The organism is Flavobacterium aestuarii (assembly GCF_040049115.1).
In the GTDB taxonomy this organism is placed as follows: domain Bacteria; phylum Bacteroidota; class Bacteroidia; order Flavobacteriales; family Flavobacteriaceae; genus Flavobacterium; species Flavobacterium aestuarii.
The window spans coordinates 143203-169097 of sequence record NZ_JBDLZZ010000006.1 but is presented as its reverse complement, the minus strand read 5'-3'; the positions used below and the strand labels follow the sequence as shown (position 1 = coordinate 169097).

Here is a 25895-nt window from a genome sequence, read left to right as displayed (position 1 = left end):
ATCTAATACAATATTGTCATTCCGTAGGAATCTCACACAACGCAAACAGACAATGTTAGATTCCTACGGAATGACAAACTTTGAGAGTGATTATTTGCTCACATTATACTTTTCTTTCGCAGTAATCATTTCCCAATTATCGGTTCTGAAAGGTGATGCGGGGAATTTTTCTTTATTGAAAAGATTGATTTCGGTATCATCATCAGCCCAGCCGTAATGCACAGCAACAGGATCAGGAACACTTTCGCTGGAAACAATTATTTTATTGTCTTTGATTATTGCTTTGGCAGAATGAAAAATTTTATCGGCACCTGCGATTTCGAAGCCTTTTAATTCTGTATTATTAGGTGTTGACAAACCGCTTCCGATGTTCTCGAAAGTCAATATGATCTGGTTTCCTTTTATTTCCTGAGATTTAAAAGTTGGGCCGCTGCAGACTTGTTTTTTTCCATAGACATTGTTCAAAGCTATAGCAGACAAACGCAATCCCACATCTTTTTTATTGGTTGGGTGAATGTCTTTGGCATTTCCGATATCAGTTGTTACTGCCATTCCGGTATTTAGCACTTTTAAAGTTTCGGATTGTGCTTCGCGAAGTTCTGCCCAGCGGCTTCCTTTTTTGCTATTGCCACCCTGTTCATCAAAGGTAGATAATTGCACAAAATAGAAAGGAAAATTACCCTGATTCCATTTGGTTCTCCAGTCATTAATCATCAATGGGAAAGCTTTTTTATATTGACTGGCTCTCCAAACATTGGCTTCACCCTGATACCACAAAACCCCTTGAATGGCATACGGAACCAGCGGATTGACCATCGCATTGTACAATAATGATGGATAACTATTTGGTGAAACTGAAACTTTCACATTTACCACATTGAATTTCCAAAGCCCGTCAAGTGCAACAGCTGAACCGTTGAAATCAATTTTCAAATCGGCAGGGTCTCCGTAAATTCCGCCACCTCCTGTGTAATCGGTGATTTTTACAGCAATGACATTAGTTCCTTCTTTCAATACTCCAGCAGGGATTTTGTAAATTCTTTTGGCTTCCCATATATTATTAGTTCCCACTTGAACTCCGTTCACATAAGTCTGATCTTCATCATCTACTTTTGACAAATATAAAACAGCTTCTTTTTTGACTTGTTCTGCTGTCAACGTAATGGTTTTTCGCATCCAGACCACGCCATCAATATTCCCAATCTGCTGGTTTTCCCAAAGAGAAGGCACTTTTATTTCTGGCCAGTTTGCATCATTAAAATCTGGATTCTTAAATTGATCCTGATTGGCTTCGGTTACAGGAAAACCCTGAATTTTTTCTATGTTTCCTAAAAGTGATTTTTTATAAGTTTCAAAAATCGCATCCATATTTACTGAAGGCACCCCAGCTATCATATCCTTAAACTCATCACTTTTTTGGAAAGTTTCACGGCTAGTCCAGGTCTCTACACAGGTTCCTCCCCAAGAAGTATTGATGATTCCGATTGGAATTTTTAATTCGGCATATATTTTTTTAGCAAAAAAATAACCCACTGCGGTAAAATCCTTTATGTTTTCTTTATCGGAAACTGCCCATTTTCCAGCTTTTAAATCTTCCTTTGGTGTACCGCTCAAATCCTGAGCCACTAAAAACTGACGAATCATTGGCTCGTTAGACTGTTCTTTTTGAACTTCAAAATCTGGAAGTTTATACATCTGAAATTCCATATTGGATTGCCCCGAGCAAACCCAGACTTCGCCCACCAAAACATCTTTGATGACAATTTTATTGTTACCAGAAACGGTCAATTCAAAAGGGCCTCCCGCTTTTTCAGCATCCAGTTTGACCATCCATTTTCCGTTTTTATCAGCAATGATGGTTTTGGTTTGTTTATTAAACTGAATCTGGACTTTTTCATTGGCATCAGCCCATCCCCAAACTGGAATTGGCTTGTTCCTTTGCAGAACCATTCCGTCAGAGAATACCAAAGGCATTTTAACATTGGCATTAGCCCAAAAACCACTTGCAATAAACAAGAGAACAAATATTTTTTTCATTTTATTATTGATTTTGAAAATGTTAGTCATTTAATTTTATACTTTAAATATACAAATGACCAAGTTATAAAAAATATTTCGGGACAATTATTTAAAACAAAAATGCTCTAAATAATAATCCCGAAACTAATTTAATCTCCCTTCATTTATCTTACTTTAATCCATCTAGTAATCCATCCAATGCCTGCTGATCATAAACCGTATCAGTGCTTCTGTCAAATAAAGACATAGTGTTTACTCCTAAATTCCCAGCGTCCCAGTAAAAAGGAATCATACCATTGGCCTTGGCTTTTTTTACAACATAAGTATAGAAAGCAGCTCTTGATTTTAAATGAAGTGTCAAAGCGTCGCCAGTTAAATCACGGCGTATTGCGCCAAATTCTCCCAAAATTACAGGAATGCCTTTGTTTACAAACTGTGTCTTCATTGATAGGAAAACCTCGTCTATAAATGCTTCTTCTCCCCAGGTTGGATTTCGTTCAGTATCGGTAGTAGAATGATTACCGGCTCCCCAATAGTAAAACATTTTACCCCAAGATTCATCTTTGTTCATCAAAGTAAACTGATATGGATAAAAGTGAACCTCAGCCATCATGCGGTTTGCTATTTTGTCAGTAGGCATGGTTGCCATTAATTTATTTGTTTTTTCAATATCTGTTGCTGGTCCTTGAACTATCAAAGTACGAAATGCGTTTTTACCACCTGTTGAACGAACAGCATCAATAAATGTTTGATGATAGGAATTTAAAACTGCCATTTCAGTTGCATCATCAACGTGTGGTTCATTAGCACTAGCAAAAAGCAAATGCTCATCAAAACCTCTCAAATTAGTTGCTATTTGTTCCCAAAATGCTTTTTGTTTGGCATTGTTTGCTTCCTTTTTATCTTCAGTACAATTATTTTCCAGCCATCCGCCGTCCCAGTGAATATTTACGATTACGTACATATCATTGTCAACGCAATATTGCACTACTTCTTTTACTCTTGCTAACCATGTAGCACTGATTTGTGCAGTTGTACTATTAGCATACTGATTCCAGGAGCAAGGAATTCTAATGGCATTAAACCCACTCTTCTTAACCAAATCAATCAATTCTTTAGTCACTTTTGGATTACCCCAAGCAGTTTCACTTCCGCTTGCTTCCAATGTGTTTCCAATATTCCAGCCCAATTTCATCTTGGATGCAAGTTCTGCAGCAGTACTTCCCATTCCAGTTGCATCATCAGCAATTGGGTTCGTGTTGTAACTAGGATATAAACCTGTTACTGTTCCAGTACCAGCTGCTTGAGTTACTGCTATTTGAACTGAGGCCGCTTCACTGGAGCTTATCGTAATTATACCCGTTCTTACTACTGTCGCAGTATTCTCTGAAGCTGTAAAAGACACTAAACTAGTTCCCTTTATACCAGAAGTCTTACTCAATTGAATCCAGCCTACATTTGAAGCAATCGCAAATGTTTTTACATCTGTTGTAACAGTAACGCTGGCTGTACTTCCTTTGGCTGCAAAATCAATCTTATTAACATAGTTTTGAGTGTTCTTGCTTCAGGCTTTGCTTCCTCAGGATTGCCATCATCTGAACTGCATGCCACAATATTTAAAAAAGCAAAGCACAGAAAGAAAATAAATCTATATTTCTTAATCTTGTTATTCATATTATTATTGGTTTTTTTAGTTGGTTTAATAGCATTGGTTTAATAGCAAATGTTATTTTATAATAACATCAATTCTGGTTTTTATGTCACGGGAAGAATTTCCAATATTCAGCGTATATTTTCCTGGCTCGACAGTCCAGCTTTTGGATACTGCATTGTAATAAGCCAATTCTTTTACAGGAATCTGAATTTTTACTATCTCCGATTTGCCAGCTCCAACAGCTGTTTTCTGGAATCCTTTTAATTCCTGAGCAGCACGTTCAATTTTTGAATCGGCTTTAGAAGAATATACTTGTACAACTTCTTTTCCATCGACTTTTCCAGTGTTTTTAACGGTTACCGAAACTGTTATTGTTTCAGTAATTCCATAAGAAGCTTTATCAGTTTTAGCATCAGCAAAAGCAAAATCCGTGTATGATAATCCATATCCGAATGGATACATTGGAGCTATATTTTTAGTATCAAACCATCTGTAACCTACCAGAATTCCTTCTTTATATTCTACGGTTTTATCCCCAGGAAAACTATTAGTTGCATGAGCAGGAGAATCCATTAAGTTTTTGGGCATTGTCCAAGGCAATTTTCCTGATGGGTTCACTTTTCCTAATAATACATCTGCTAAAGCATTTCCACCTTCAGATCCATTGAACCAGCTCCAAACCAAAGCATTTGTTTTTTTGCTTAAATCATTAACTTCAAAAGGCGCTCCAGCAATTAATACCACAATAGTCCTTGGATTAGCCTCAATCACTTTTTTAATTAATTCCTCTTGGCCAAATGGCAATTTTAAATCCCTGCGATCCGATGCCTCAGTCTCATAATCACGATTTGAACCAGCAAAGACAATTGCTACATCTGAATTTTTGGCTGCTTCTATGGCTTCTTGCAATTTAGCAGGATCCAATTGATCGATTGTAACTGGACCTGTAGATGTGATATTTCCAAGATTACCGGCATTTTTCTTGTCATAGCGCTCCAAATACCCTTCAGCATAATTGATTTTAATAGATGATGGCAATCTGTTTTGCAAACCTTCTAACGGTGTTACTTCTCTTTTGGTTTTTACACCAGCACCAAATCCGCCTAAAGCATTTTTCTTAGTAGCGTTGTTACCTATTACAGCAATAGATTTTACTCCATCTAATTGTAGCGGCAATGCGTTGTTTTCATTCTTTAATAGTACTATTGCTTCAGCAGCAATTTTGTATGCATCTTGATAATGTGCTTCTGTAGATATGCTTCCAGCAGCGCGTTTCTTGCCTCCCATTGCTTTTACCTGGTACAAAGTATGCAAAATGCGTCTCACGTGCTTATCGATTTCTTTTTCTGAAATTTCACCATTTTTGGCAGCAGCAATTAATTTATCTGCCAAGAAAAATTCGTTGAATTTTTTTGGTGTCCCCATTTCAATATCCAATCCGTTTTCTAAAGATTTTACAGTTGAATGCACTGCAGCCCAATCTGAAACTACAATCCCTTTAAAATTCCATTCGTCACGCAGTACTTTATTAAGCATATAATCATTCTCGCATAAGTATTCACCTCTGAACTTATTATAAGCTCCCATTATACTGTATGCTTTTGCCTCTCTCACAGATGCCTCAAAAGCAGGCAGATAAATTTCACGAAGTGTGCGCTCATCAATCTGCACATCAACAAAATCGCGATTGGTTTCCTGATTATTGGCTGCAAAATGTTTTACGCAGGCCATAACATCGTTGTCTTGCAAACCAACAATCAATGGCACCGCTATTTTTTTATTCAAGAATGGGTCTTCACTCATATACTCATAAGTTCTCCCTCCTAGCGGTGTTCTAACGATATTAATTGCAGGCGAAAGCAGCATATCTTTATCTCTGGCACGCATTTCCTGTCCCAAACTATTTCCAAAGATGTACCCCATTTCTGCATTCCAAGTAGCCGATAATGCTCCACCAGCCGGATAATAAGTTGCAAAATCGTTAGTCAGGCCTGCAGGCCCCCAATTGTCACGATTAATTTCTTCACGGACTCCCAATGGTCCATCGGCCATTTTTAATTCTGGAATACCGAGACGCTGTACACCGCCAGAAGTAAACATGCTGTTTCCATGCAGCATTCCGATTTTTTCCTCAAGGGTCATTTGTGAAATCAGCTTTTCGATAGCGGCATCATTTTCACTTGTTATTTCCTTCCCAACGTAAGCTGCTTGTGTTTTTTTAGATTTGGACGCTTGTGCATTACCATCAGCAAATGCTAGAATAGACACAGCCATCGCAACATATTTGAATATATTTTTCATTATGGTATTATTGTAATTATTATTGGTTTAATTTTAATTAACTACTGTTTTACAAAATTAAAAAAGACAACATCGTTCTCATTAATCTTATATTTTGCGCTATACTTTCCTGATGCATCTATGTTTATTTTCTCAGTTGCAATCGGTGCGCAATTGTTTTTCTGCTTGATTGATTTTACCTGCTCAAGGCTCAGCTGGCTAGGTTTGCCCATTGCTAGATAATCTGCATAAGCGTCATTTACTTTATAACCCACTTTGTAAATCTCCAGATTGTATTTTCCTTTTTTTAAACCCTCCACTTCGATTTTGATTTCTCCTTTTGGTTTTGACGGCAAGTCTTTTATGTAATACGCCTGATTATTAACATCCTTTTCTGGAAGTGTGAAGGTAGAATCCCAAAACAGCAGCTGTACATCGCCTTTATCATTTTTAGCAGCCCAAGATGAAGCATCAGTGTTTTTCAGTTCGGTTTCGCCTAATTTATTCATCAGATAATAAGAGAAATAAGCCGGTTTTTTAATCCCTTGAGTGTTCAACAAACCAAATCCTCCATGAAAAGGAGTAAATCTAGGTCCCGGCTCTTCAAAAATATCGGTAAAAACCCAATAAGACATAGAATTGGGAGCCTTACCCACTTGTTTTAATTTTTGAAGAATGTAAGCAGCCGAATGGTAACTGTCATGAACTGGATCAGCAGGAGTATACGATGAGCTCCATTCGGTATAATGCAATTCCAGATTTGGCTTTGCCGAATTGGTAATTTGTTTTCTTGAATTGAGAACATCGCCGCTTATACTAGCTTCGTCTTTATTTAAAACAGTACCCGTTGAACCAAATTCATCTAAATATCCCTGATTTACACCATAAGTATGTGTTGAAATAAAGTCTAACGGAACATTGTTTTTAGCACAAAAATCAATTGTCTCAGGAACCCAGCCTGCACCTGCAGTAGCTGGCCCTCCCACTCTATAAGCCGGATTTACGCTTTTGATGGCTTTTGCGGCATATTCATATAATTTAAAATATTCGGCTTGTGTTCCTGTCCAGAAACCAGGTGTCAGGTTAGGTTCGTTCCAAACTTCAAAATACCATGTTTTTACCTCTTCGGCTCCGTAACGCTCAGTAAAATGCTGTGTTAAGTTTTTGATCAAATCTCCCCACTTATTATAATCTTTTGGTGGCGTAACATTCCCTTTCCACCAGAAAATTGTTTCTTTGCCACTCGCCAAAGCGTTTGGCATAAATCCTAATTCTACAAATGGCTTTACATTAATACTTAATAAAAAATCGTAAAGAGCATCAATATATTGATAATTATATTCCGGATTTCCTTTGCTGTCCTCTCGATACACCGCCATATCATCAGTCAATAGTCCGTGCATGCGGATGTATTTGAAATCACATTCTTTTTTGGTCATTGCCAATTGCTGCTGCCAATCGGCACGAAGACCTTCATTGGCACGGCCCGCACCAATACATTCCTTGAACATGGAACTCATTTTACCGGCTGAATCGTTGTAATTTACTTGTATAGTTCTGCTGCCTGAATTACTGCTTTGCCCAAACATTGGAGCATTGCTTAGACAGCATAAAACAATCATTAATACTAAATTTTTTCTCATACTATTTTATATTTATTTTTTTGCTAAAATGAATTGTATCCGAAGCTGATCCTATCTGTAATTCGACAGTATTTATTTCTAATTCAAATTGCTGTTTTCCAACATTCCAATATTGTAAATCTTTGGCTTTAACCTTTAATAAAACCTCTTTGGTTTCTCCCGCTTTAAAAAATACCCGTTGAAATGCTCTCAGCTCTTTTTCTGGACGTTCCACTTTTGAATTCAAATGCTTAACATACAACTGAACCACTTCGTCTCCGTCTTTGTCTCCTGAATTTGTGATTGAAACCGTAACTTTTATTTCGTCATTATTACTGATAGTTTCTGAATTGGTTTTCAATGAATTATAATTAAAATCAGTGTAACTCAAACCATAACCAAAAGCATACAGTGGCTTTCCTTTGAAATACTGATACGTTCTTCCGTTGCGGATATTGTAATCCAATAAATCAGGCAAATCTGTAATATCCTTTACCCAGGTCTGCGTTAAGCGGCCAGCTGGATTATAATCCCCAAAAAGTACATCGGCAAGTGCTGTTCCCAATTCCTGGCTGTTTTGCGTCATGTGTACAATGGCTGGAACGTGCTCCTGTGTCCAATTAATCGCATACGGGAAACTGCTGATTAAGGCAACCACCGTTTTAGGATTAGCCTGATACACAATTTTGATTAAGTCTTCCTGTTCCAATGTCAATGACTGGCGATCGACAGCCTCCTTGCCCTCACTTGGCACAGGACAATCTGCCCAGCCAGCGTTACAAACGGGGTGATTGCCAACGATTACAATAACTGCATCAGCTTTTTTGGCAATTTCTGCCGCTTTGCCATCAGCATTATTCTTGGCGTATAAAATCTCTGCGTTTGCGCCTAATTTATTTTTAATTCCCTGCAAAGGTGTTACTGTATAAGGCGGTGTCCCGCTGTACCAGTCCAAAAGCACCTGATCGGCTCGGGTTCCAATTATGGCAAGGGTTTTTATTTTATCTTTTTTTAAAGGCAAAAATTTAGAATCATTTTTAAGCAACACAATCGATTTTTGAGTGGTCTCTAAAGCGATTTTTTTATGAGCTTCTGTTTTCCACGGATCAATTGTGTCTTGTTCTTTGCCAATTTTTGCATACGGATTTTCATCAGAAGCATCGAGCATTCCTAGTTTTATCATTACCCGAAAATTGCCCCGGATTTCTTTATCTATATCTTTTTCTGTTAAATATCCTTTAGCAACAGCGCCGTTAACAGCTTCTTCATAATCGTCCAAAAACTGATTGATTCCTGCTTTTACTGCAGCCGCAGCACCCAAGTATTGATCGGGATAATATTTATGATCCGAAAGCAATAATCTGAAAGCACCTCCATCGGTACAGATGATTCCGTTTTGTCCCCACTCTTTCTGCGAAATCTCTTTCAGCATTGGATGTACCGTGGCAGGAATGCCGTTTACTTTGTTATAGGAAGCCATGAAAGCACGTGAACCGCCTTCCTCAACACCCATCCTGAAAGGAACTGAATAATATTCTCTCCAGAGCCTTTCGTCAAAATTGGATGATGTATAGGTTCTGCCATCTTCATTGCTGTTGGCCAGAAAATGTTTCATCAACGCAGCCGACTGCCAGTATTTTGGATGATTCCCCTGAAGGCCTTTTACAAAAGCTACAGTCATTGTTCCGTTAAAAAAAGCGTCTTCACCATAACTTTCTTCGGTACGTCCCCAGCGTGGGTCTCTTGCTATATCAGCGTTTGGAGCCCGGATTACCAGGCCTCCGCGCTGGTATTTTTGAAATGCAAAGCGTGCTTCATATCCTTCGATCTGTGCCACTTTTTGAATCAAATCCGTGTCCCAGGTTTCGCCCAGACCATATGCCTGCGGAAAAGTGGTTGTTGTAATTGGCTCTTTGTCTTTTCCTCCCCATTTGGCCGGCCCCCCAAGAGCCAAGCCATGTAATCCTTCGACATGACCAGTACCCACAACTCCCAGTCTGGGAACGGAAGGATTAGTACTTAATACTGCTATTTTTACCTCTAGAGTCATTAATGACAATAGGTTATCAATACGCTTTTCAGTATCCAAATTCGGATTCTGAAAAGCGTACTGCTGTTTTTTTTGTGCCAAAACAGACACAACAGACAATAGAAAAAAAATATATGTTACGGTTTTTTTCATTTTTAAAATTAAAATTGCAACTGCTTGTTAATGCAACAGCAGACAATCAATAATTCTTAAAGTTTATTAAAAATGTGTTTAAACCTAACAGGTTTTAAAAACCTGTTAGGTTTGTGGTACTAAAGTTTTTTGAATCTAATTGCTGTCCCTCCAGCACCTCCTAAACGCAATTCCATAGAATCTGAAGCTTTTACAGTTTTCTTCGAAATTGCTACAGCAGTTGGGTTGTGTGTTTCGTCTGTTCCTTCGGCATCAGCATAAATTTGTGCTTCGTAGGTTGCTTTTGGATCTAAGAATGACAAAGAAATTTTTAAATCTCTTGCTTTTTCGTTAGTCATACTTCCCAAATACCAGTCTTCACTGTTTTGATCTTTACGAACGGTGGTAAGGTATTCACCAATTTCGGCATTTAATACTTTTGTATCTGACCAATCGGCAGGAACGTCTTTCAAGAACTGATAGGCTGGCACTGCATAGTTTTCCGGAAGGTCGGCTAACATTTGAATTGGCGAATAGAATGTTACATACATCGCTAATTGCTGTGCCGTAGTTCCGTGAACTCTTTTTCCAGGATATCCTTGTTTGATTTCTACATCTAGAACTCCAGGCGTATATTCCATTGGTCCAGACAGCATTCTTGTAAACGGAAGAATTACTACGTGACTTGGCGGATTTCCTTCACTCCAGGCATTATATTCCTGTCCTCTTGCTGCTTCTCTGGCTAGCATATTTGGATAAGTTCTGCGTTCTCCAGTGTCTTTTATTGGTTCGTGATAGAAAACGGCTAACTCATATTCGGCAGCTTTTTGCAAAACATATCTGAAATAATTCACCCCGAATTGTCCGTGATGCCATTCTTTCATGTTTAGTTTAGAACCTACGTGGCCAATTTTTACGGTGTGGATTCCTAATTTTTTGTACAAGGCAAAACCTGCATCAATCTGTTTCATGTAGTTAATCAGGTTCGAACCTGTTTCATGGTACCCGATAAGTTCAACCCCTTTCTCTTTTCCGTATTCAACAACTTTTTCTATGTCGAAATTATCAGCACATTGCGTGAAACTGAACATGTGCATGTGGTTTTCGTACCATTGCTGTGTCCAGCCTTTGTTCCAGCCTTCGATTAATAAATGATGTAAGCCTTCTTTGGCAGTAAAATCAATATATTCTTTGGCATGTGCCGTGGTAGCTCCTTGTTTTTCGCCTTCCCAGAAAGTATATTTCCCTATGTGCATTGCCCACCAGATCCCGAAGTATTTATATGGTTTTACATACGAAGGATTACCCATTTTGTTAGGTTCATTTAAATTTAGAATCAGATAGGATTCTATCAAGTCGCCTGATTTTTCGCCAATCTGAAGTGTTCTCCAGGAAGAAGTAAAGGTATCTTTTACTCTTACTTTTACACCATCTGCCCAAGGAACTAAGTCAGTTTTCAGTTGTGTTCCTGTGCTGTTTACCAATGTTGTACTGGCATAATCAATAAGGTTTGCTTCGTGAAAACTAAGTTTCAATCCGCTTTTGCTTTCGATTGTTAATGGCGTATGAACTGTGTCAATTGCATTTATACTCGAATTTTGATATAAATACTCATAGCGATTTTCCTTATAAGCCGGAATCCACCAGGCTTTTCCTTCTTCTTTCAGGTTGAAAGTTGTTTTTTCATCCATGATAAAAATACTGTCTTTCGTCCCCTGCTTTGGATATACATATCTGAAAGCAATTCCATCATCATAAGCACGGAACTGAATCTCCAGTTTGCGTTTTTCTGCATTTTTCTGCTGCAGCATCACCACCATTTGATTGTAGTGATTCCTGATTTTTTTCTTTTCTCCCCACACTTGTTCCCAAGTCTCGTCAAAAGTGCTGTTTTTTACATCAACCACCTCAAAATCAGTACTGAAGTCATCATTGTTTTTTAGTATAAATCCCATATCCGATGGTGTAATCACTTGAGTTTTTCCGTGAGACACTTCATATTTCGGAGCCGTTTTATCAAGGCTGAATTTAATTTTGTTTATGCCCTTTGGAGAAGCCAGCTCATAGGATTTGCTTTTTTGAGCCTGAGCTGTACCTACTACAGTCAATGCTGCTAAAAATGCTGGAAGTATTATTTTTTTTAACATGGTATTATTTTTTAATTGTATTTTTTTTAATCGGGGGAATGACTAACCTGCCCCCGATTTTCAATCTAACAAAACTCAACTTAAATTATTTTACCCACTCCGTTTTGAAAGTGGTTTTTCCTTGTAATGGATTTGATGCTGTTTCAAAATTGTTTCCTTTTTTAGAAACTATAATTGTCTGTACTGCATCGCCATCTGGCAGGAACACTTTGGCTTCAGCCGCTTTTGCCGCATCAGATGCATATACTTTTAAAGTTAATTTGCTCCAATCCATATCTTTGGTAGACTGAGCCAATCCAATATGAGGAAGTGCAGTACCGTCTTTTACTAAAACTACGATTGGCACTTCGCCTGCCTGAATTTTATGCCATCCTCCTTGGTAAACTTTTTTGGTTTGGTAATCAATCCAGGTTCCTTCTGGAAGGTAAACGTCTCTCTCTGTAACTTCTTCAAATAAAGGAGCTACTAACATACTTGATCCAAATAAATACTCATTATCTACTAACCAAGCCCCTGGATCGTTTGGATATTCCAAGAACAAAGCGCGCATCATCGGCAGTCCTTTTTGAGAACTTTCTTTTGCCTGAGCATAGATGTAAGGCATTAACTCGTAACGCATGTTATCAGCTTTTCTGAAAGTTTCCAAAAAGTCTTTGCTGTATAACCAAGGTTCGCGCGGAGGTTCTCCATGGCTTCTCACGTGTGAAGTAAACATTCCGAACGGAGCCCATCTTCTGTATAAATTTTCAGGAGATTTAGTAGCAAATCCTCCCACATCATGACTCCAGAAACTGAACCCGCTTAAGCCTAATGAAAGCCCGCCTCTTAATTCGGCAGACATTGCTCCGTTGCTTGTTTCGGCATCACCGCCCCAATGCAATGGATAACGCTGGCTTCCTGCCCAGGTACTTCTAGCCCAGATTAAAGTATAGCCTTTTTCTTTTTGAGTAATTTCGGCAACGGCTTTGTTGTAACGCAATGGGTATAAATTATGCTCGTAGAAACCTGTACGGCCAGAATGATAAATTCCTTCCGGCGGTGCTGCTTCACCAAAATCTACTTTGAAAACTGAAACTCCCTGATCAAATAATTTTTTTAATTTTCCCTGGTACCACGTAATTGTCTCAGGATTCGAGAAATCCAGCACTGCATCTTCGTACGGAAGATTTCCTTTGCGGTCTCTCACTGCCAGATTTTTGTCCATGATTTCATTGAACAAAGTATTTTTTGGAGTAAAATAGGGTAATTGCCATAAACACACATGGTAACCGTCGTCTTTCAAATCTGACATCATTTTTTGAGCATCAGGGAAACGGGATTTTGCAAACTCATAATTGTTTCTCCAGTCTACATCAAACCAGCCAGTATCGAAGTGAATCACATCGGTCGGGATTTTGTAAGCACGTAAGTCTTTGGCAACTTGGCGTCCTTCTTTTTCGGAGAAATAAGTGATACGGCTCATCCAGAAACCAAATGACCAAAGCGGAGGCATTGCAGCTTTTCCAGTCAGGTTTGTATATTCGTCCAGAATTTCTTTTGGTTCACCAATAAAGAAAAACAAATCGGCTTCGTCATCACCAATATACATTTCATTGGCACTGTTAAAATACCGTCCAAAATCTACTGTGATCGGCGTAGAATGGTGCATGAAAACGCCGTAACCGCGGCTGCTCATATAAAACGGAACCGGTTTGTACATCGTTTCGTTCTGGATACCATTGGCATCATCTGTCCATAAAACTACTTTCTGTCCTCTTTTGTTGAATTGGGTGAAAGACTCCCCGCAGCCAAAGATTTTTTCGTCTGGCTCTAAGCTGAAAGCCGCTCCCATACTTCTGGAATAATCGCTGTTTCTGCGCACATACGAAAACGGAAGTGTTGGTGTATAGGTGTTTTTAAAATCAGAATCGTGAAGTGTGCTGGTAAGCAGTTTTCCTTTTTCATCATAAATTTTTACGTGCCATGGTTTTGATAAAATTTCTACAGAACCGTGCTTGCTCGTGTATTTATATCCGCCTTCAATTTTAGAAGATTTCCATAATTCTGGATGATTCGGAGCAGTTCCGTTAATCAACATCAGTGACTCTTTTTCTGGATGGAACTGAGGTCCCGAAGTGATTTTGATGCGGATAGAACGATCCGACACAAACTGAATCTGGAAAGGAAGTTCAGGTGAAACTTCGTATTCTGTAGTTGGAAATTCATTGGCAGGAACCACTCCTGGTTTCATCATCATATTGTTGAAAGCCTGACGAGTCTGGTAATTGTAACGCAAATATTTAATAGTTCCTTTTCCTGTTGCAGGATCGAAATTGGTTAATTCATCTGCAAAATAAAAGGTATTCAGATAATTCTGAAAGTCCTTGCTAATGTCTATTGGTGCATTCAACACATCTGCGTTTTGAATTTGTGCTGAAGCTTTTGGCGAAAGCAGCAAACCAAAGCCCATAAAAAGCGATAAGGAAGCTAACTGTATTTTCTTCATTGTGTTTATTTTTGGTTATTAGTTAAATATTTATTCTGCTGTAATTACAATTGTTTTTTGTTTCAAACCATTGGCCTTGGCTGTTAATTCTATTCTACCGCCTTTAGCATCAGACTGAACGACAACTAAACATTTTCCGTTAAGGGCAGTGTGTTTTGAACCTTTGTACGATTCGTGGCTTACAGGATCACCACTGCAGACTCCCACAATTTTTCCATTTCCAGTAACCGAAAAACTAATTTCATTATTAGCTGTTGGCGCCAAAGTTCCATTTGCATCTACAATATCAGCTGTTACAAACGACAGATCATTTCCATCAGCTTTAATTGTACTTCTGTCTGCCGTTAATTGTAAGGCTGATGGAGTACCGGCAGTTTTTATTTCAGATTCTAAAACTGTTTTTCCGTTTTTACGGGAAACTGCTTTTAAAGTTCCTGCCCGAAAAGGAATTCTCCACATTACATGTAAATCATCTCCTTTTTTACTTCGAATGCCTACTGATTTTCCGTTTAAGAAAAGCTCAACCTCATCGGCATTATTATAGTATGCCCAGACATCAACATTTTGTCCTGCTTTCCAATTCCAATGTGGAAAAATATGAAGAACTGTCTTGTCTGTCCATTCGCTTTGGTACATATAATACACATCTTTTGGGAAACCAGCCAAATCTACAATCCCAAAATAAGAACTGATAGATGGCCACTCATACGGAGTTGGCTCTCCAATATAATCGAATCCAGTCCAGATGTACATTCCGGATAGAAAATCGTATTTTTTAATTACTTTCCAAGTAGCCTCGTGCGTAGATCCCCAAGGAGTCTGTACCTGATCGTAAGCCGAAACGGTATTATCAGGATTTCCTTCTGTAAATTTAATATCCCAGCGTACTGGCCATTTTTTTATAGTATCCGATTTAGTGTCATAATACCCGCGAGTCTGCAAGCCCGAAGTAGTTTCGGTTGCAATGAAAGGAGTATTTGGAAAATTTTTCTGATGGTGTTCATACGTTTGATGTGCATAATTGTAACCTATCAGATCTAAAACACCAGAGGCCGCTATTACATTGAAATAGGTTTTAGCCTTATCAAATTGCAGAGTCACTGCATCAATATTCATATTTACAGGAGGATTCATTGCTGCTGTAAGTGGACGCGTCTTATCATATTGACGTGTAATAGCTGCTAACTCTTTGGCAATTGCTACTCCTATTTCAGCATTCCATTGTTCTGGAATTTCGTTACCAATGCTCCACACAAAAATGCTTGGATGATTGCGGTCACGAAGCAATTGATCGATTAAATCTTTTTTATGCCATTGATCCCAATCATTGCCATAATCGTATTTGGTTTTGGTTTGCTTCCACATATCAAAAGCTTCATCCATGACAATGAAACCCATTTTATCACATAGATCCAATAGCTCTGGTGCTGGAGGATTATGTGAGGTTCTGATGCCGTTTACACCCATTTCCTTCATGATTTCCAGCTGGCGTTCGATAGCGCGCGTATTGACTGCCGACCCCAATGGCCCTAAATCGTGATGCAGGCAGACTCCTTTGATTTTGACTTGTTTTCCGTTTAAAATAAAACCTTTGTTCAAGTCAAACTTAAAATCTCTGATTCCAAAACTGGTTTTGTATTGATCGATAATTTTATCATCAACAGTAATTTCGGTAACTGCTGTGTACAATTCTGGTTTTTCGACAGACCATAAAACTGGTGACTCCACTTGAGTTTCCTGTTTAATGATTTGGCTCGCATTTCCAGCTATTGCTATATTCTGAGTAACAGATGCTACTTTGGTGTCTTCTTTAAAAATAGTAGTTGTTACTATCGCATTTTTTGAAACTGAATATTGATTTTTAATCGTAGTTTCCAAATTTACCGAAGCTTTTTCGGCAGTAACTTTCGGGGTTGTAATATATGTTCCCCATTGCTCAACATGTAATTTATCAGTTGTTTCCAGCCATACGTTTCTAAATATTCCAGAACCGGAATACCATCGTGAATTGGGTTGTTTTGAATTGTCAACCTTAACAATAATTTCATTGGTTTTATCTCCGTAATTTAAATAAGGAGAAAGGTCGTATTGAAAGCCAATATAACCATTTGGGCGTTTGCCAAGATAATGCCCGTTTATCCAGACCTGGCTGTTTCTGTAAACGCCGTCAAAAACAATTGACGTGATTTTTTCTTTATTTTCTAAAGCAACTTTAAATGTCTTTTTGTACCATCCCAATCCTCCATCAAGAGCGCCTCCTCCATATCCAGCAGGGCTTTTTTCATCAAATTTACCTTCAATGCTCCAATCATGAGGTACATTTAAGGTTCTCCAAACTGTAGCACTGCCAATTGTATCATTATCTTTTAAACTGTCGTTTAAATGAAAACTCCAATCCGAATTGAAAGAAATTTTTCTGGAACCGAAGCCAGTATCATTTCTATTGCATGACACTGCCAGAATTGTAATTGCCAGCAGCATTAAAGTTTGAATAAAAGTGCTTAGATATTTCATTTTTACTAAATTATAAATATTTTTTTAAAGTAATATAAATGTACCGATAAGTGTTTAAATAACAACCACTTATCGATACATTATAATTTTTCATTACAGTTTTCAGATTCTTTCTACTTTAAAAACTGGTTCCCGCTATCTAGGGAATATTATCAAGAGCAGTGTATGCACAAGCTCTTGATATTAAACCCGTTTCCAAAATCCAAAAAACTTTTATTAACCTCAATGTTTTAATACTACAAATGACCTAATTTGCAGTTTTTGGAACCAAATTCATAACGACTTGAACACCATCATTACGAATAATTGCATAACGTAATGAAGTTGCAGTAAGCTCCAATAATCTAACATCCGAAAAAGAGAATCCTGACATTGTTTCATTGTAATATGCATTAGTATGCAACATTTGAATTCCACCATTAAGCATCAAACGATCATTTGTAAAATCGTCTGTTCTTTGAAAAGTATAAGTTCCTTTGGTTGTAGTTTGTTCATGACTTCCTGTTGTTAAAGAAGTTTGAGTAACCGAAACATTGTAACCTCCGTTAAGATCAAATGTTACTTCCCCCCAATCCTTAACTTCAATTCCTGACCATGATACGTCATTTACACTTCCTGGAAACCAAGACCAGCTCCCACCACCAACTGTTGTATTAACATATTCAGCCGGTACGAAAGCAAAAGGGCTTTCTGTTACAAAATTGATAATCCATGTTTTTCCTGCTGTTCCATTAGTAAGTAAATTCCATTTTGGATCTGAAAAATAACTTGAATCATTATGATCAACTTTTACATTTACAGGCTTGGCATAAACTGCACCTCCTCGCGTAAAAGCAGTAAAATTAACCGTATAATTTCCAGCAAATGGGAAGAAAACAGTTTGCTCATCTGTATTATAGTGTGCCAATTCTCCATTAGAATCAGAACAAGACCAATACGGAATAACCGAAGAATCTAAATTTGTCAGTTTTACTTCATTGTTCTTTGACGGATTTTGTACTACCGAAAATTTAAGAGTTTCGGGAGTTAATGTTATCGCAGGAAGGCTATCACGGTCTTCTACTGGTTCACAGGAAAAAAGTGATCCCAGAGTAATTGCTGATATCAGTATGTATAATATGCGTTTCATAGTTTCTTTTTTTATTAGTTAAAATTACCAACCAGGATTTTGTGTCATAGCACCGTTTGAAAGAGTGACTTGAGATTGAGGCAATGGAAACCAGCCTAATGTTTCTGATCTAAAAGTTACATTAAACTGTGGATCGTCAGAAACATTATCAATAGCAGCTTTGGCTACATTCATCCCTTGTCTGATCAAGTCAAAATAACGTTGTCCTTCAAGTGCGAATTCTAAGCGGCGTTCATTCATTATCACATCTTTGGTAACTGACAAACGATGAGTCGCATCTTGATATGCACGATCACGAACCCTATCTAAACACGTTTGGGCAAACCCCGTATTGGTACCCAGATTAAGTTCAGCAGCCATTAACAGTATATCTGAAAAACGAAATACTGCAAAGTCCTGATAGTTATCAATCTGGAAATTTCCTCCTTTAATTTCAACAATAGCTTTTCCGGCTGCGTCTGTAATTGGGCAATATTTTTTCCAAGCATATCCAGTGTATTGGCGCTGATCTCTTGCTGTTGGATCTGGATCAAAATCTAAACCTTCTCCTTCAAAATTAATGATTGTGGCATCTCTACGAGTATCACCATCACCGTAAGCTTTATACAATTTTTCATTAACAGTGGCACCACCCCATCCTGTTGCATATCGTCCTATAGCACCCCCACGTGGTGCAATAAGCACTTGAAAACGATTGCCTTCATGAAGATTCCAATCACCTTTTCCTGAACTATTGTAACGCACAGCCCAAACCATTTCAGTGTTTCCTTCTCCAACAAAATTTTCAAGAGAAGCTGCAAGCCATAAGTTGGCAAAATTAGGCACCAAATCATGTCCGCTATTATTTACCGCATCGTTTATATAAGCAGCAGCCTGTGCTTTGCTTACAACGCCAGCCAAATCAGCTTTTTTATAGTAATCAGTGTAGAACAAAAATGTTCTGGCAATGTATGCCTCAGCCGCCCATTTTGTAATACGTCCGTAATTAGGATTTCCTGGTTGAGAATAGTTATCGTTGCCTAGATTATCCGCTGCAAATTTTAGATCATTTGCAATTAATGCGTAAGTAACTTCTGGAGATACTCTTGGAGCGTATAATTCATCCGGAGAAAGCTGCTTATCAACAGCAACAACATCACCAAACATTTTAGCCAATTGAAAATGAAAATGAGCTCTCAAAAATCTAGCTTCTGCTTCGTATTTAGTTTTAAGCGCTGTCTCGGTTCCCCAATCCACTTTATCTAAATTAGCCAACAGAATGTTTGCTCTGTAAATTCCTTGGTAAGGCGTTTTCCAAGCGTTTTTGTTCATGTCTTTGTCTGCAACGAATAAAAAACGATCCCATTCCAAATCATTTTGAGCATCAGCATTTCCATATCCTCCAAAGCAATTGTCTGAAGCCTGTTCACTAATCAATAATGGGGAGCCATATTCATCACGTTGTAAGACATCATAAACCGCAACAAGTCCTTCAAATGCATCTTTTGGCGTTTTATAAAAATTCGAGGCTACTTTTTCAGTATATGGTTCATTTTCCAAAAAATCACTTGAACATGCACCTAATACAAAAAGGCTTGATAGTGCAACTATCTTTATATATTTTTTCATCAGTATCATTTTTTAAAAGTTAACATTTAGACCCATCATATATGTCCTTGGCTGCGGATAGTATCCTACATCAATCCCTTTGGCCCAGCCTTGATTTGAATTTCCGAAACCAATTTCTGGATCCATACCTTGGTAATTTGTGAACGTAAATAAATTATTTGCTGCAACATAAAGTCTGAATTTGCTAAAGAAATCAAGCGTATTGATCAGTTTTTTTAAATCACAGCCTAGTGTAACCGATTTGATTCTGAAAAAATCTGCATTTTGAACATATAAGTCAGAGAATTTGGTATAATTCCCATTAGCATCTGTACCATACGTTACTCTTGGTATTGAATTTGAGGAACCTTCAGTTGTCCATCTATTCAAAATAGAGGTAGTGTAATTATTATAAGCACGAGAATAATCATGAATTCCAAAAACATTCTGGCTGCCAGATACTCCATAAGTATAAACAGAGAAATCAAATGCTTTATATGAAACATCCATATTCAAGCCGTATGTGAAATCAGGATTCGGATCACCAATTTTTGTTTTGTCATTAGCATCAATTTTTTTGTCTCCATTTAAATCCACAAAACGAACATCTCCAGGTTGCGCATATGGCTGTACTCCTGCAGCAACTTCAGAGGCATTTTGAAAAATTCCATCTGTTTTCAATCCATAGAAATAACCGATTGGCTGTCCTACCTCAACTCTGTTAATTTCGTCTATTCCCTGGAATAATAAATTGGTATCACCATGGATAATTCCTTCAGCATTTGCAATTCTTGTAACCTCATTTTTATTGTACGAAAGATTTCCATTTACTGAGAAAGTCCAATCATTTCCAAAATTTGTCTTATATCCTAAACCAAATTCCATACCTTTATTAGTTATATCCCCTCCATTGATAAAAGGCGCATTTGCTCCAGCAAGATCTGGAATAGAAGCTTGAACTAACCAATCTTTGGTTTCTTTGTTATAATAATCAAAAGTAAATGTTAGTGAAGAGAATAATGTAAGATCAAAACCTAAATCTAATTGTTCTGAAGTTTCCCATTTTACATCTGGATTATCAATATTATCTGGGCTGGATCCCACTACAAGATTCTCATCCTCTAGAGCACCCGCCGTTCCAAAGTGATAATTTTTATCATAAGAACTTATAGTTGACATATATGAAAATGCTCTAATCTGATCATTACCATTTTGTCCCCAGCTTCCTCTGATTTTTAAATTGGTTAACACATCATTTTTAGGAAAGAAATTCTCTCTATCCACATTCCAGCCTGCAGAAAATGATGGGAATATAGCATATTTGTTATTTGGCCCGAAATTAGAAGAACCATCTCTTCTTACTGTAGCCGAGAATAAATACTTGTTGTCATAATCATACAATAAACGCCCAAAATAAGACTGCATATTATAATCATTACGTCCTCCTGATACCGAACTTGAAATTTTGTCTGTGGCATTACTCAGATAAGCGTATTTGAATCCTTCTCTGCTCAATTCCTTACCCGTCGCGCTCATGTATTCCGAGATATTTTCTTTTGCAGATGTTCCAACTAATACATCAAAATGATGAATGTCTTTTATAGAAGCTTTGTATTGCAAAGTATTTTCAAATAACCAGCCCGCTCCTTTATTAGAACTTTGCGTAACACTAGAAACAGTATTATTGTTGGTTGAAGAAAGGCTATATTCTGGAAGATAAGAACGATATGCACTATTTGTAATATCAACACCAAAACTAGATCGGAAAGTAAAGTTTTTCAAGAATTTTGCTTCCGCAAAAAAGTTCCCTACAAAACGGTCAATCTTATTCTCATTGAAATTACTATAATACATTGATCCTATAGGGTTGCTAATGTCTGGAGCTACAACTGAATGTGCAAAGTCACCGTTTTCATCATATGCAGCATCTATTGGAGCAGCATTCAAAAATGATCTTACACTGTTATAATAGATCCCTTGGTCAGAAACACCATTGCTTTTGATGTTAGAGTAAGAAAAGTTTTCTCCAACTTTTAAATGATTTTCAATAAGTTCGGAAGTCGAATTCACCATAAAAGTCGTACGGCCATATTTGGATTGGTTGTTTTGCCCCCCAATAAGTCCTTCTTGACCATAATAAGATAATCCAGTCGCAATAGTCGATTTTTTATCACCTCCTGTAATCATTAACGAATGATTTTGTTTTTTCGCCCCCTCATTAAACAGATCATCTTGCCAGTCATGATTTGGGAAAGAAGCAATTTGTTCTGGAGTATATAGTGGAGACATTCCCGAATTTACTCTTGCTTCATTAATGATAGTAGTGTATTCTTTAGTATTTAATAAGTCAATTTTTTTTGCAACATACTGAAACCCTGTATAAGTGCTCAAAACAACATTTATTTTACCTTCTTTTCCTTTTTTAGTGGTTACCAGTACTACTCCATTGGCCGCTCTAGCTCCATAAATAGAAGCTGCTGCTGCATCTTTAAGAATATCAATCCTCTCAATAGATGAAGGATCTAAATATCCTATACCATTGTCCACAAGCACTCCGTCTACAACATATAAAGGTGAACTGTTTCCAACTGTACCAACCCCACGAATGTTGATCGCCATTCCTGCTCCTGGCTGTCCAGAAACAGAAGTAATATTAACTCCCGAGGTTTGCCCTTGCAAGGCATTTACAACATCTCCAACAGCTACAGCCTGAATGTCTTTGGCAGATACAACTGAAGTTGCTGCTGTAGATACTTTCTTTTTCTGGCTGCCATATCCTATTACTACAACTTCTTTAAGATCTGAAGTTTCTGATTGCATTGAAACATTAATAACTGATCGATTTGCTACTGATATTTTTTGAGTTTTAAATCCTAAAACAGTAAATTTTAGCTGAGCATCTGGATTTACAGTAATTTTGAAAGTCCCGTCAAAATCTGTAGAAGTACTGGCCGTTCCTCCTTCTACGATAATATTTGTTCCTGGAATACCCAAGCCATCAGCTGCTGAGGTTACCTTTCCTGTTACAGAAATGGCTTTTTGCTGCGCAAAGCCAGACTGTATCGTAAATATAGCAAGCAAAAGCACCAGGCATAATTGGAGCATTCTTGGTTTAGTACAATAATTGCTTTTCATAATAATTAATAATTTGGTTAAATTGTTTGTTAGTAGTTCTTAATCTAATTAAAATGCATTCGAGATAATCTGTTCAAATAATTCTTGTTTACCACTAATTGGCTGAGGCTCTCCCTTTGCACGCGCAATAGCACTAAGATCTTCAAGAGAAAGTTCTCCTTTTTCATATTTAGCACCATTATCTACGTCAAATGATCCGTAACGCTGTTTGCGTAATTCTTTATAATTTGTATTTTTCAATATATGGTCGGCACAGATAAGTCCTCTGGCAAAAACATCCATTCCGGCAATGTGTGCAATGAATTTATCCTCTATATCGATTGAGTTTCTTCGCACTTTTGCATCAAAGTTTATTCCGCCTCCTTGAATTCCACCGCCTTCTAAAATAACCAGCATAGATTGGGTAATTTCAAAAACATCTATAGGAAATTGGTCTGTATCCCAGCCGTTTTGGTAATCTCCACGATTTGCATCTATGCTTCCTAACATTCCAGCATCAACAGCAACTTGTAATTCATGCTCGAAAGAATGTCCCGCAAGTGTTGCATGATTCACTTCCAAATTCAGCTTGAAGTCATTCTGAAGCCCGTGTTTATGAAGGAATCCTAAAGTTGTAGCCGCATCAAAATCATATTGATGTTTCATAGGTTCCATTGGTTTTGGCTCAATAAGAAAAGTTCCTTTGAACCCCTGCTTGCGCGCGTAATCTCTGCAGATAGTCAAGAAACGTCCCATGTGTTCCAGTTCTCTCTTCATATCAGTATTCAAAAGGCTCATATAACCTTCTCTGCCACCCCAGAACACATAGTTTTCGCCACCTAAAGCAATCGTTGCATCAATTGCAATTTTGGCTTGGGCTGCGGCATAAGCCACGACATCAAAATTGGGATTTGTAGAAGCTCCATTCATATAGCGAGGATTGCTGAATAGATTTGAAGTTCCCCATAGTAATTTGATTCCCGTTTCTTCCTGTTTGATTTTTGCGTAAGCAACCAAAGCTTTTACACGCTGCTCAAATTCTTCCAAAGTAGGCGCATCGTCTACCATATCAATATCGTGGAAGCAGTAGTATGGAATACCAAGTTTGCTCATAAACTCAAAAGCGGCATCCATTTTATCTTTGGCACGCTGAATAACATCTTCGCTTTTGTTCCACTCAAATGTTTCAGTTCCAGCACCAAAAGGATCACCTCCAGTATTGCATAATGTGTGCCAGTATGCCATTGAAAAACGTAAATGCTCTTTCAAGGTTTTGCCTGCCACTACACGGTTTTCATCATACCATTTAAACGCTAAAGGATTTGTACTATCCTTACCTTCAAATTTTATGGTATCGATGTTTTTAAAATACGATTGTGTTGTTGTTGTACTCATTATTATAATTCTATTTTAATATTATTTTTCCATTCTTGATATATTTCCTGATACTGAGAAGTCAATATCGGATTTGGCTCAACTCTTTCTATACATTTTAATCCTTCAAAAGCTTGTTCCAAAGAAGCATAATAGCCAAAACCATACGCAGCTCCTCTTGCAGCACCTTCAGGCCCAGAAGTGTTATATAATTCTAATGTAGTTTGTGTAGTATTGGTGAAAATTTCTCTAAAAACAGGACTCAAAAAAAGATTGGCATTTCCAGCTCTCACAATTTTGCCAGAAGCCCCAACTGATTTCATTACATCAAAACCATAATTCATGGCAAAAACAATCCCCTCGCAAGCCGAACGTATTAAATGCCCAGATTGATGAATATTAAAATTTAGATTTTGAATGCCAGAATTGACATTTTTATTATTGAAAATTCGTTCTACACCATTCCCAAAAGGATAAAAACGCAAACCATCGCTTCCTGGAGCTGCTTTTGCCGCTTCGGCGTTTAGTGCGTCATAAGCAATTAAATTTGTTCTATCAACTGACATAATTTTGCGCAGCCATTGGTATAAAATTCCTGAACCATTGATGCATAACAAAACGCCATTGTTTTTTTGAGCTTCGGTATTATTTACGTGCAAGAAAGTATTCACACGGTTCTCTTTGTCATAGGCATCTTGATTGCTTACAGCATATATTACTGCCGATGTACCTGCTGTAGTTGCAATTTCCCCTGGTTTCAAAACATTCAAGGACAAAGCATTATTAGGCTGATCACCTGCACGATAAGTGATTTTAACATCAGAATTTAATCCTAACATTGACGCAACATCTGGATGAACTGCAGCCTGATATCCAAAATTGGGAACGATCTCAGGAATCATATCCGCTGGTAATTCCATTCCATCCAATACATCGGCTGCTAAAGTTCCTTTGGAGAAATTCCATAAAGCGGCTTCCGATAAGCCCGAAGTACTTATTTGTGCTTTTCCTGATAGTCTTGCAGCTATGAAATCCCCAGGAAGCATCATGTAAACCGCTTTTTGAAAAATCTCTGGTTCATTGGTTTGAACCCATTTTAATTTAGAAGCCGTAAAGTTTCCAGGGCTTCCTAGAATCTGCTGCTGACAGAATTCATGCCCCATCCTGTCATATACTTCATTCCCAATAACTGCTGCCCTGCTATCACACCAGATGATAGATGAGCGTACTGGATTTATGTTTTCATCGGTCAAAACCAGACCATGCATCTGATAGGCAATTCCAATTCCTGCAATTCTTTTTAAATCTATGTGATGTTTAGAACCAAGAGACTGGATTCCGTTTTTTACATATTCCCACCACTTATTTGGATCCTGCTCGGCCCAGCCAAATTTTGGAGCTATAATATCCATTTCAAATTCAGGAGCTGTTACCGAGGCAACTGTTGTCCCTTTCTCGGCATCAAATACCGATAATTTTATAGATGAGCTCCCTAAATCGATTCCTAAAAAAAGCATAATCGTTGTATTATATGAGTAACTTAATATTGTTTTTCGTGCTTTTGGTCAAAAAAACCATAACGTTATGGTTAATTTGACTACAAGTATACGGCCTATTTTTGATATTAACAAAAAATTAGAATTAAATTATCATTATTATTAAAAAATACTTTTAAAATTATTGATTTGACAGTATCCCTAAAAGGCTTTAAAAAGCATTTTAAAGCAGTAACTATATCAAAATCTATTAGTTTTCAATTAATTAACAATGAAGAATAAAAAAAACAACAGAGAACTAAGATTTTAATAA

At 37.6% G+C, this 25895-nt stretch carries 14 protein-coding genes; all 14 read right to left on the bottom strand.

From position 1 onward, the window contains the following. Nucleotides 1-90: 90 nt before the first annotated feature. Entirely contained in the window at nucleotides 91-2037 is a 1947-nt protein-coding gene (locus tag ABEG11_RS08465; RefSeq protein WP_348823735.1) for a sialate O-acetylesterase, read from the bottom strand. A gap of 151 nt (nucleotides 2038-2188) precedes the next feature. Then, a complete protein-coding gene (locus ABEG11_RS08460; protein WP_348823847.1) occupies nucleotides 2189-3553 on the bottom strand; it encodes a cellulase family glycosylhydrolase in 1365 nt (454 codons plus the stop codon). Continuing rightward, on the bottom strand, nucleotides 3499-3693 hold the full coding sequence (locus tag ABEG11_RS08455; protein ID WP_348823734.1) for a hypothetical protein: 195 nt from the start codon (nucleotides 3691-3693) through the stop codon (nucleotides 3499-3501). The genes ABEG11_RS08460 and ABEG11_RS08455 overlap by 55 nt, the downstream gene beginning before the upstream one ends. A 52-nt stretch (nucleotides 3694-3745) precedes the next feature. Next, complete coding sequence (locus ABEG11_RS08450; RefSeq protein ID WP_348823733.1) at nucleotides 3746-5974, bottom strand: glycoside hydrolase family 3 C-terminal domain-containing protein; 2229 nt, start codon at nucleotides 5972-5974, stop codon at nucleotides 3746-3748. A 41-nt stretch (nucleotides 5975-6015) separates the two neighbouring features. After that, entirely contained in the window at nucleotides 6016-7596 is a 1581-nt protein-coding gene (locus ABEG11_RS08445; protein WP_348823732.1) for a GH39 family glycosyl hydrolase, read from the bottom strand. A gap of 1 nt (nucleotide 7597) precedes the next feature. Continuing rightward, nucleotides 7598-9757: a glycoside hydrolase family 3 C-terminal domain-containing protein gene (locus ABEG11_RS08440; RefSeq protein ID WP_348823731.1), complete on the bottom strand. Its 2160-nt coding sequence runs from the start codon at nucleotides 9755-9757 to the stop codon at nucleotides 7598-7600. Between the two features lie 119 nt (nucleotides 9758-9876). Beyond that, on the bottom strand, nucleotides 9877-11883 hold the full coding sequence (locus ABEG11_RS08435; protein WP_348823730.1) for a glycoside hydrolase family 97 protein: 2007 nt from the start codon (nucleotides 11881-11883) through the stop codon (nucleotides 9877-9879). Nucleotides 11884-11968: 85 nt separating this feature from the next. After that, complete coding sequence (locus tag ABEG11_RS08430) at nucleotides 11969-14368, bottom strand: glycoside hydrolase family 31 protein (protein WP_348823729.1); 2400 nt, start codon at nucleotides 14366-14368, stop codon at nucleotides 11969-11971. A 30-nt stretch (nucleotides 14369-14398) separates the two neighbouring features. After that, nucleotides 14399-16882: a glycoside hydrolase family 2 TIM barrel-domain containing protein gene (locus tag ABEG11_RS08425; protein ID WP_348823728.1), complete on the bottom strand. Its 2484-nt coding sequence runs from the start codon at nucleotides 16880-16882 to the stop codon at nucleotides 14399-14401. A 247-nt stretch (nucleotides 16883-17129) separates the two neighbouring features. Next, complete coding sequence (locus ABEG11_RS08420; protein WP_348823727.1) at nucleotides 17130-18011, bottom strand: hypothetical protein; 882 nt, start codon at nucleotides 18009-18011, stop codon at nucleotides 17130-17132. A gap of 24 nt (nucleotides 18012-18035) precedes the next feature. After that, complete coding sequence (locus tag ABEG11_RS08415; protein WP_348823726.1) at nucleotides 18036-19619, bottom strand: RagB/SusD family nutrient uptake outer membrane protein; 1584 nt, start codon at nucleotides 19617-19619, stop codon at nucleotides 18036-18038. 12 nt (nucleotides 19620-19631) lie between these two features. Further along, nucleotides 19632-22733: a SusC/RagA family TonB-linked outer membrane protein gene (locus ABEG11_RS08410; RefSeq protein ID WP_348823725.1), complete on the bottom strand. Its 3102-nt coding sequence runs from the start codon at nucleotides 22731-22733 to the stop codon at nucleotides 19632-19634. A 48-nt stretch (nucleotides 22734-22781) separates the two neighbouring features. Further along, on the bottom strand, nucleotides 22782-24107 hold the full coding sequence (xylA, locus tag ABEG11_RS08405) for a xylose isomerase (RefSeq protein WP_348823724.1): 1326 nt from the start codon (nucleotides 24105-24107) through the stop codon (nucleotides 22782-22784). A 2-nt stretch (nucleotides 24108-24109) separates the two neighbouring features. Then, on the bottom strand, nucleotides 24110-25603 hold the full coding sequence (locus ABEG11_RS08400; protein WP_348823723.1) for a xylulokinase: 1494 nt from the start codon (nucleotides 25601-25603) through the stop codon (nucleotides 24110-24112). Nucleotides 25604-25895: the final 292 nt, after the last annotated feature.

Bases quoted from the DNA above. Each gene is read 5' to 3' on its own strand.
- ABEG11_RS08465 (WP_348823735.1), bottom strand. From the start codon at position 2,037: ATGAAAAAAATATTTGTTCTCTTGTTTATTGCAAGTGGTTTTTGGGCT.
- ABEG11_RS08455 (WP_348823734.1), bottom strand. From the start codon at position 3,693: ATGAATAACAAGATTAAGAAATATAGATTTATTTTCTTTCTGTGCTTT.
- ABEG11_RS08450 (WP_348823733.1), bottom strand. From the start codon at position 5,974: ATGAAAAATATATTCAAATATGTTGCGATGGCTGTGTCTATTCTAGCA.
- ABEG11_RS08445 (WP_348823732.1), bottom strand. From the start codon at position 7,596: ATGAGAAAAAATTTAGTATTAATGATTGTTTTATGCTGTCTAAGCAAT.
- ABEG11_RS08440 (WP_348823731.1), bottom strand. From the start codon at position 9,757: ATGAAAAAAACCGTAACATATATTTTTTTTCTATTGTCTGTTGTGTCT.
- ABEG11_RS08435 (WP_348823730.1), bottom strand. From the start codon at position 11,883: ATGTTAAAAAAAATAATACTTCCAGCATTTTTAGCAGCATTGACTGTA.
- ABEG11_RS08430 (WP_348823729.1), bottom strand. From the start codon at position 14,368: ATGAAGAAAATACAGTTAGCTTCCTTATCGCTTTTTATGGGCTTTGGT.
- ABEG11_RS08425 (WP_348823728.1), bottom strand. From the start codon at position 16,882: ATGAAATATCTAAGCACTTTTATTCAAACTTTAATGCTGCTGGCAATT.
- ABEG11_RS08420 (WP_348823727.1), bottom strand. From the start codon at position 18,011: ATGAAACGCATATTATACATACTGATATCAGCAATTACTCTGGGATCA.
- ABEG11_RS08415 (WP_348823726.1), bottom strand. From the start codon at position 19,619: ATGAAAAAATATATAAAGATAGTTGCACTATCAAGCCTTTTTGTATTA.
- ABEG11_RS08410 (WP_348823725.1), bottom strand. From the start codon at position 22,733: ATGAAAAGCAATTATTGTACTAAACCAAGAATGCTCCAATTATGCCTG.
- xylA (WP_348823724.1), bottom strand. From the start codon at position 24,107: ATGAGTACAACAACAACACAATCGTATTTTAAAAACATCGATACCATA.
- ABEG11_RS08400 (WP_348823723.1), bottom strand. From the start codon at position 25,603: ATGCTTTTTTTAGGAATCGATTTAGGGAGCTCATCTATAAAATTATCG.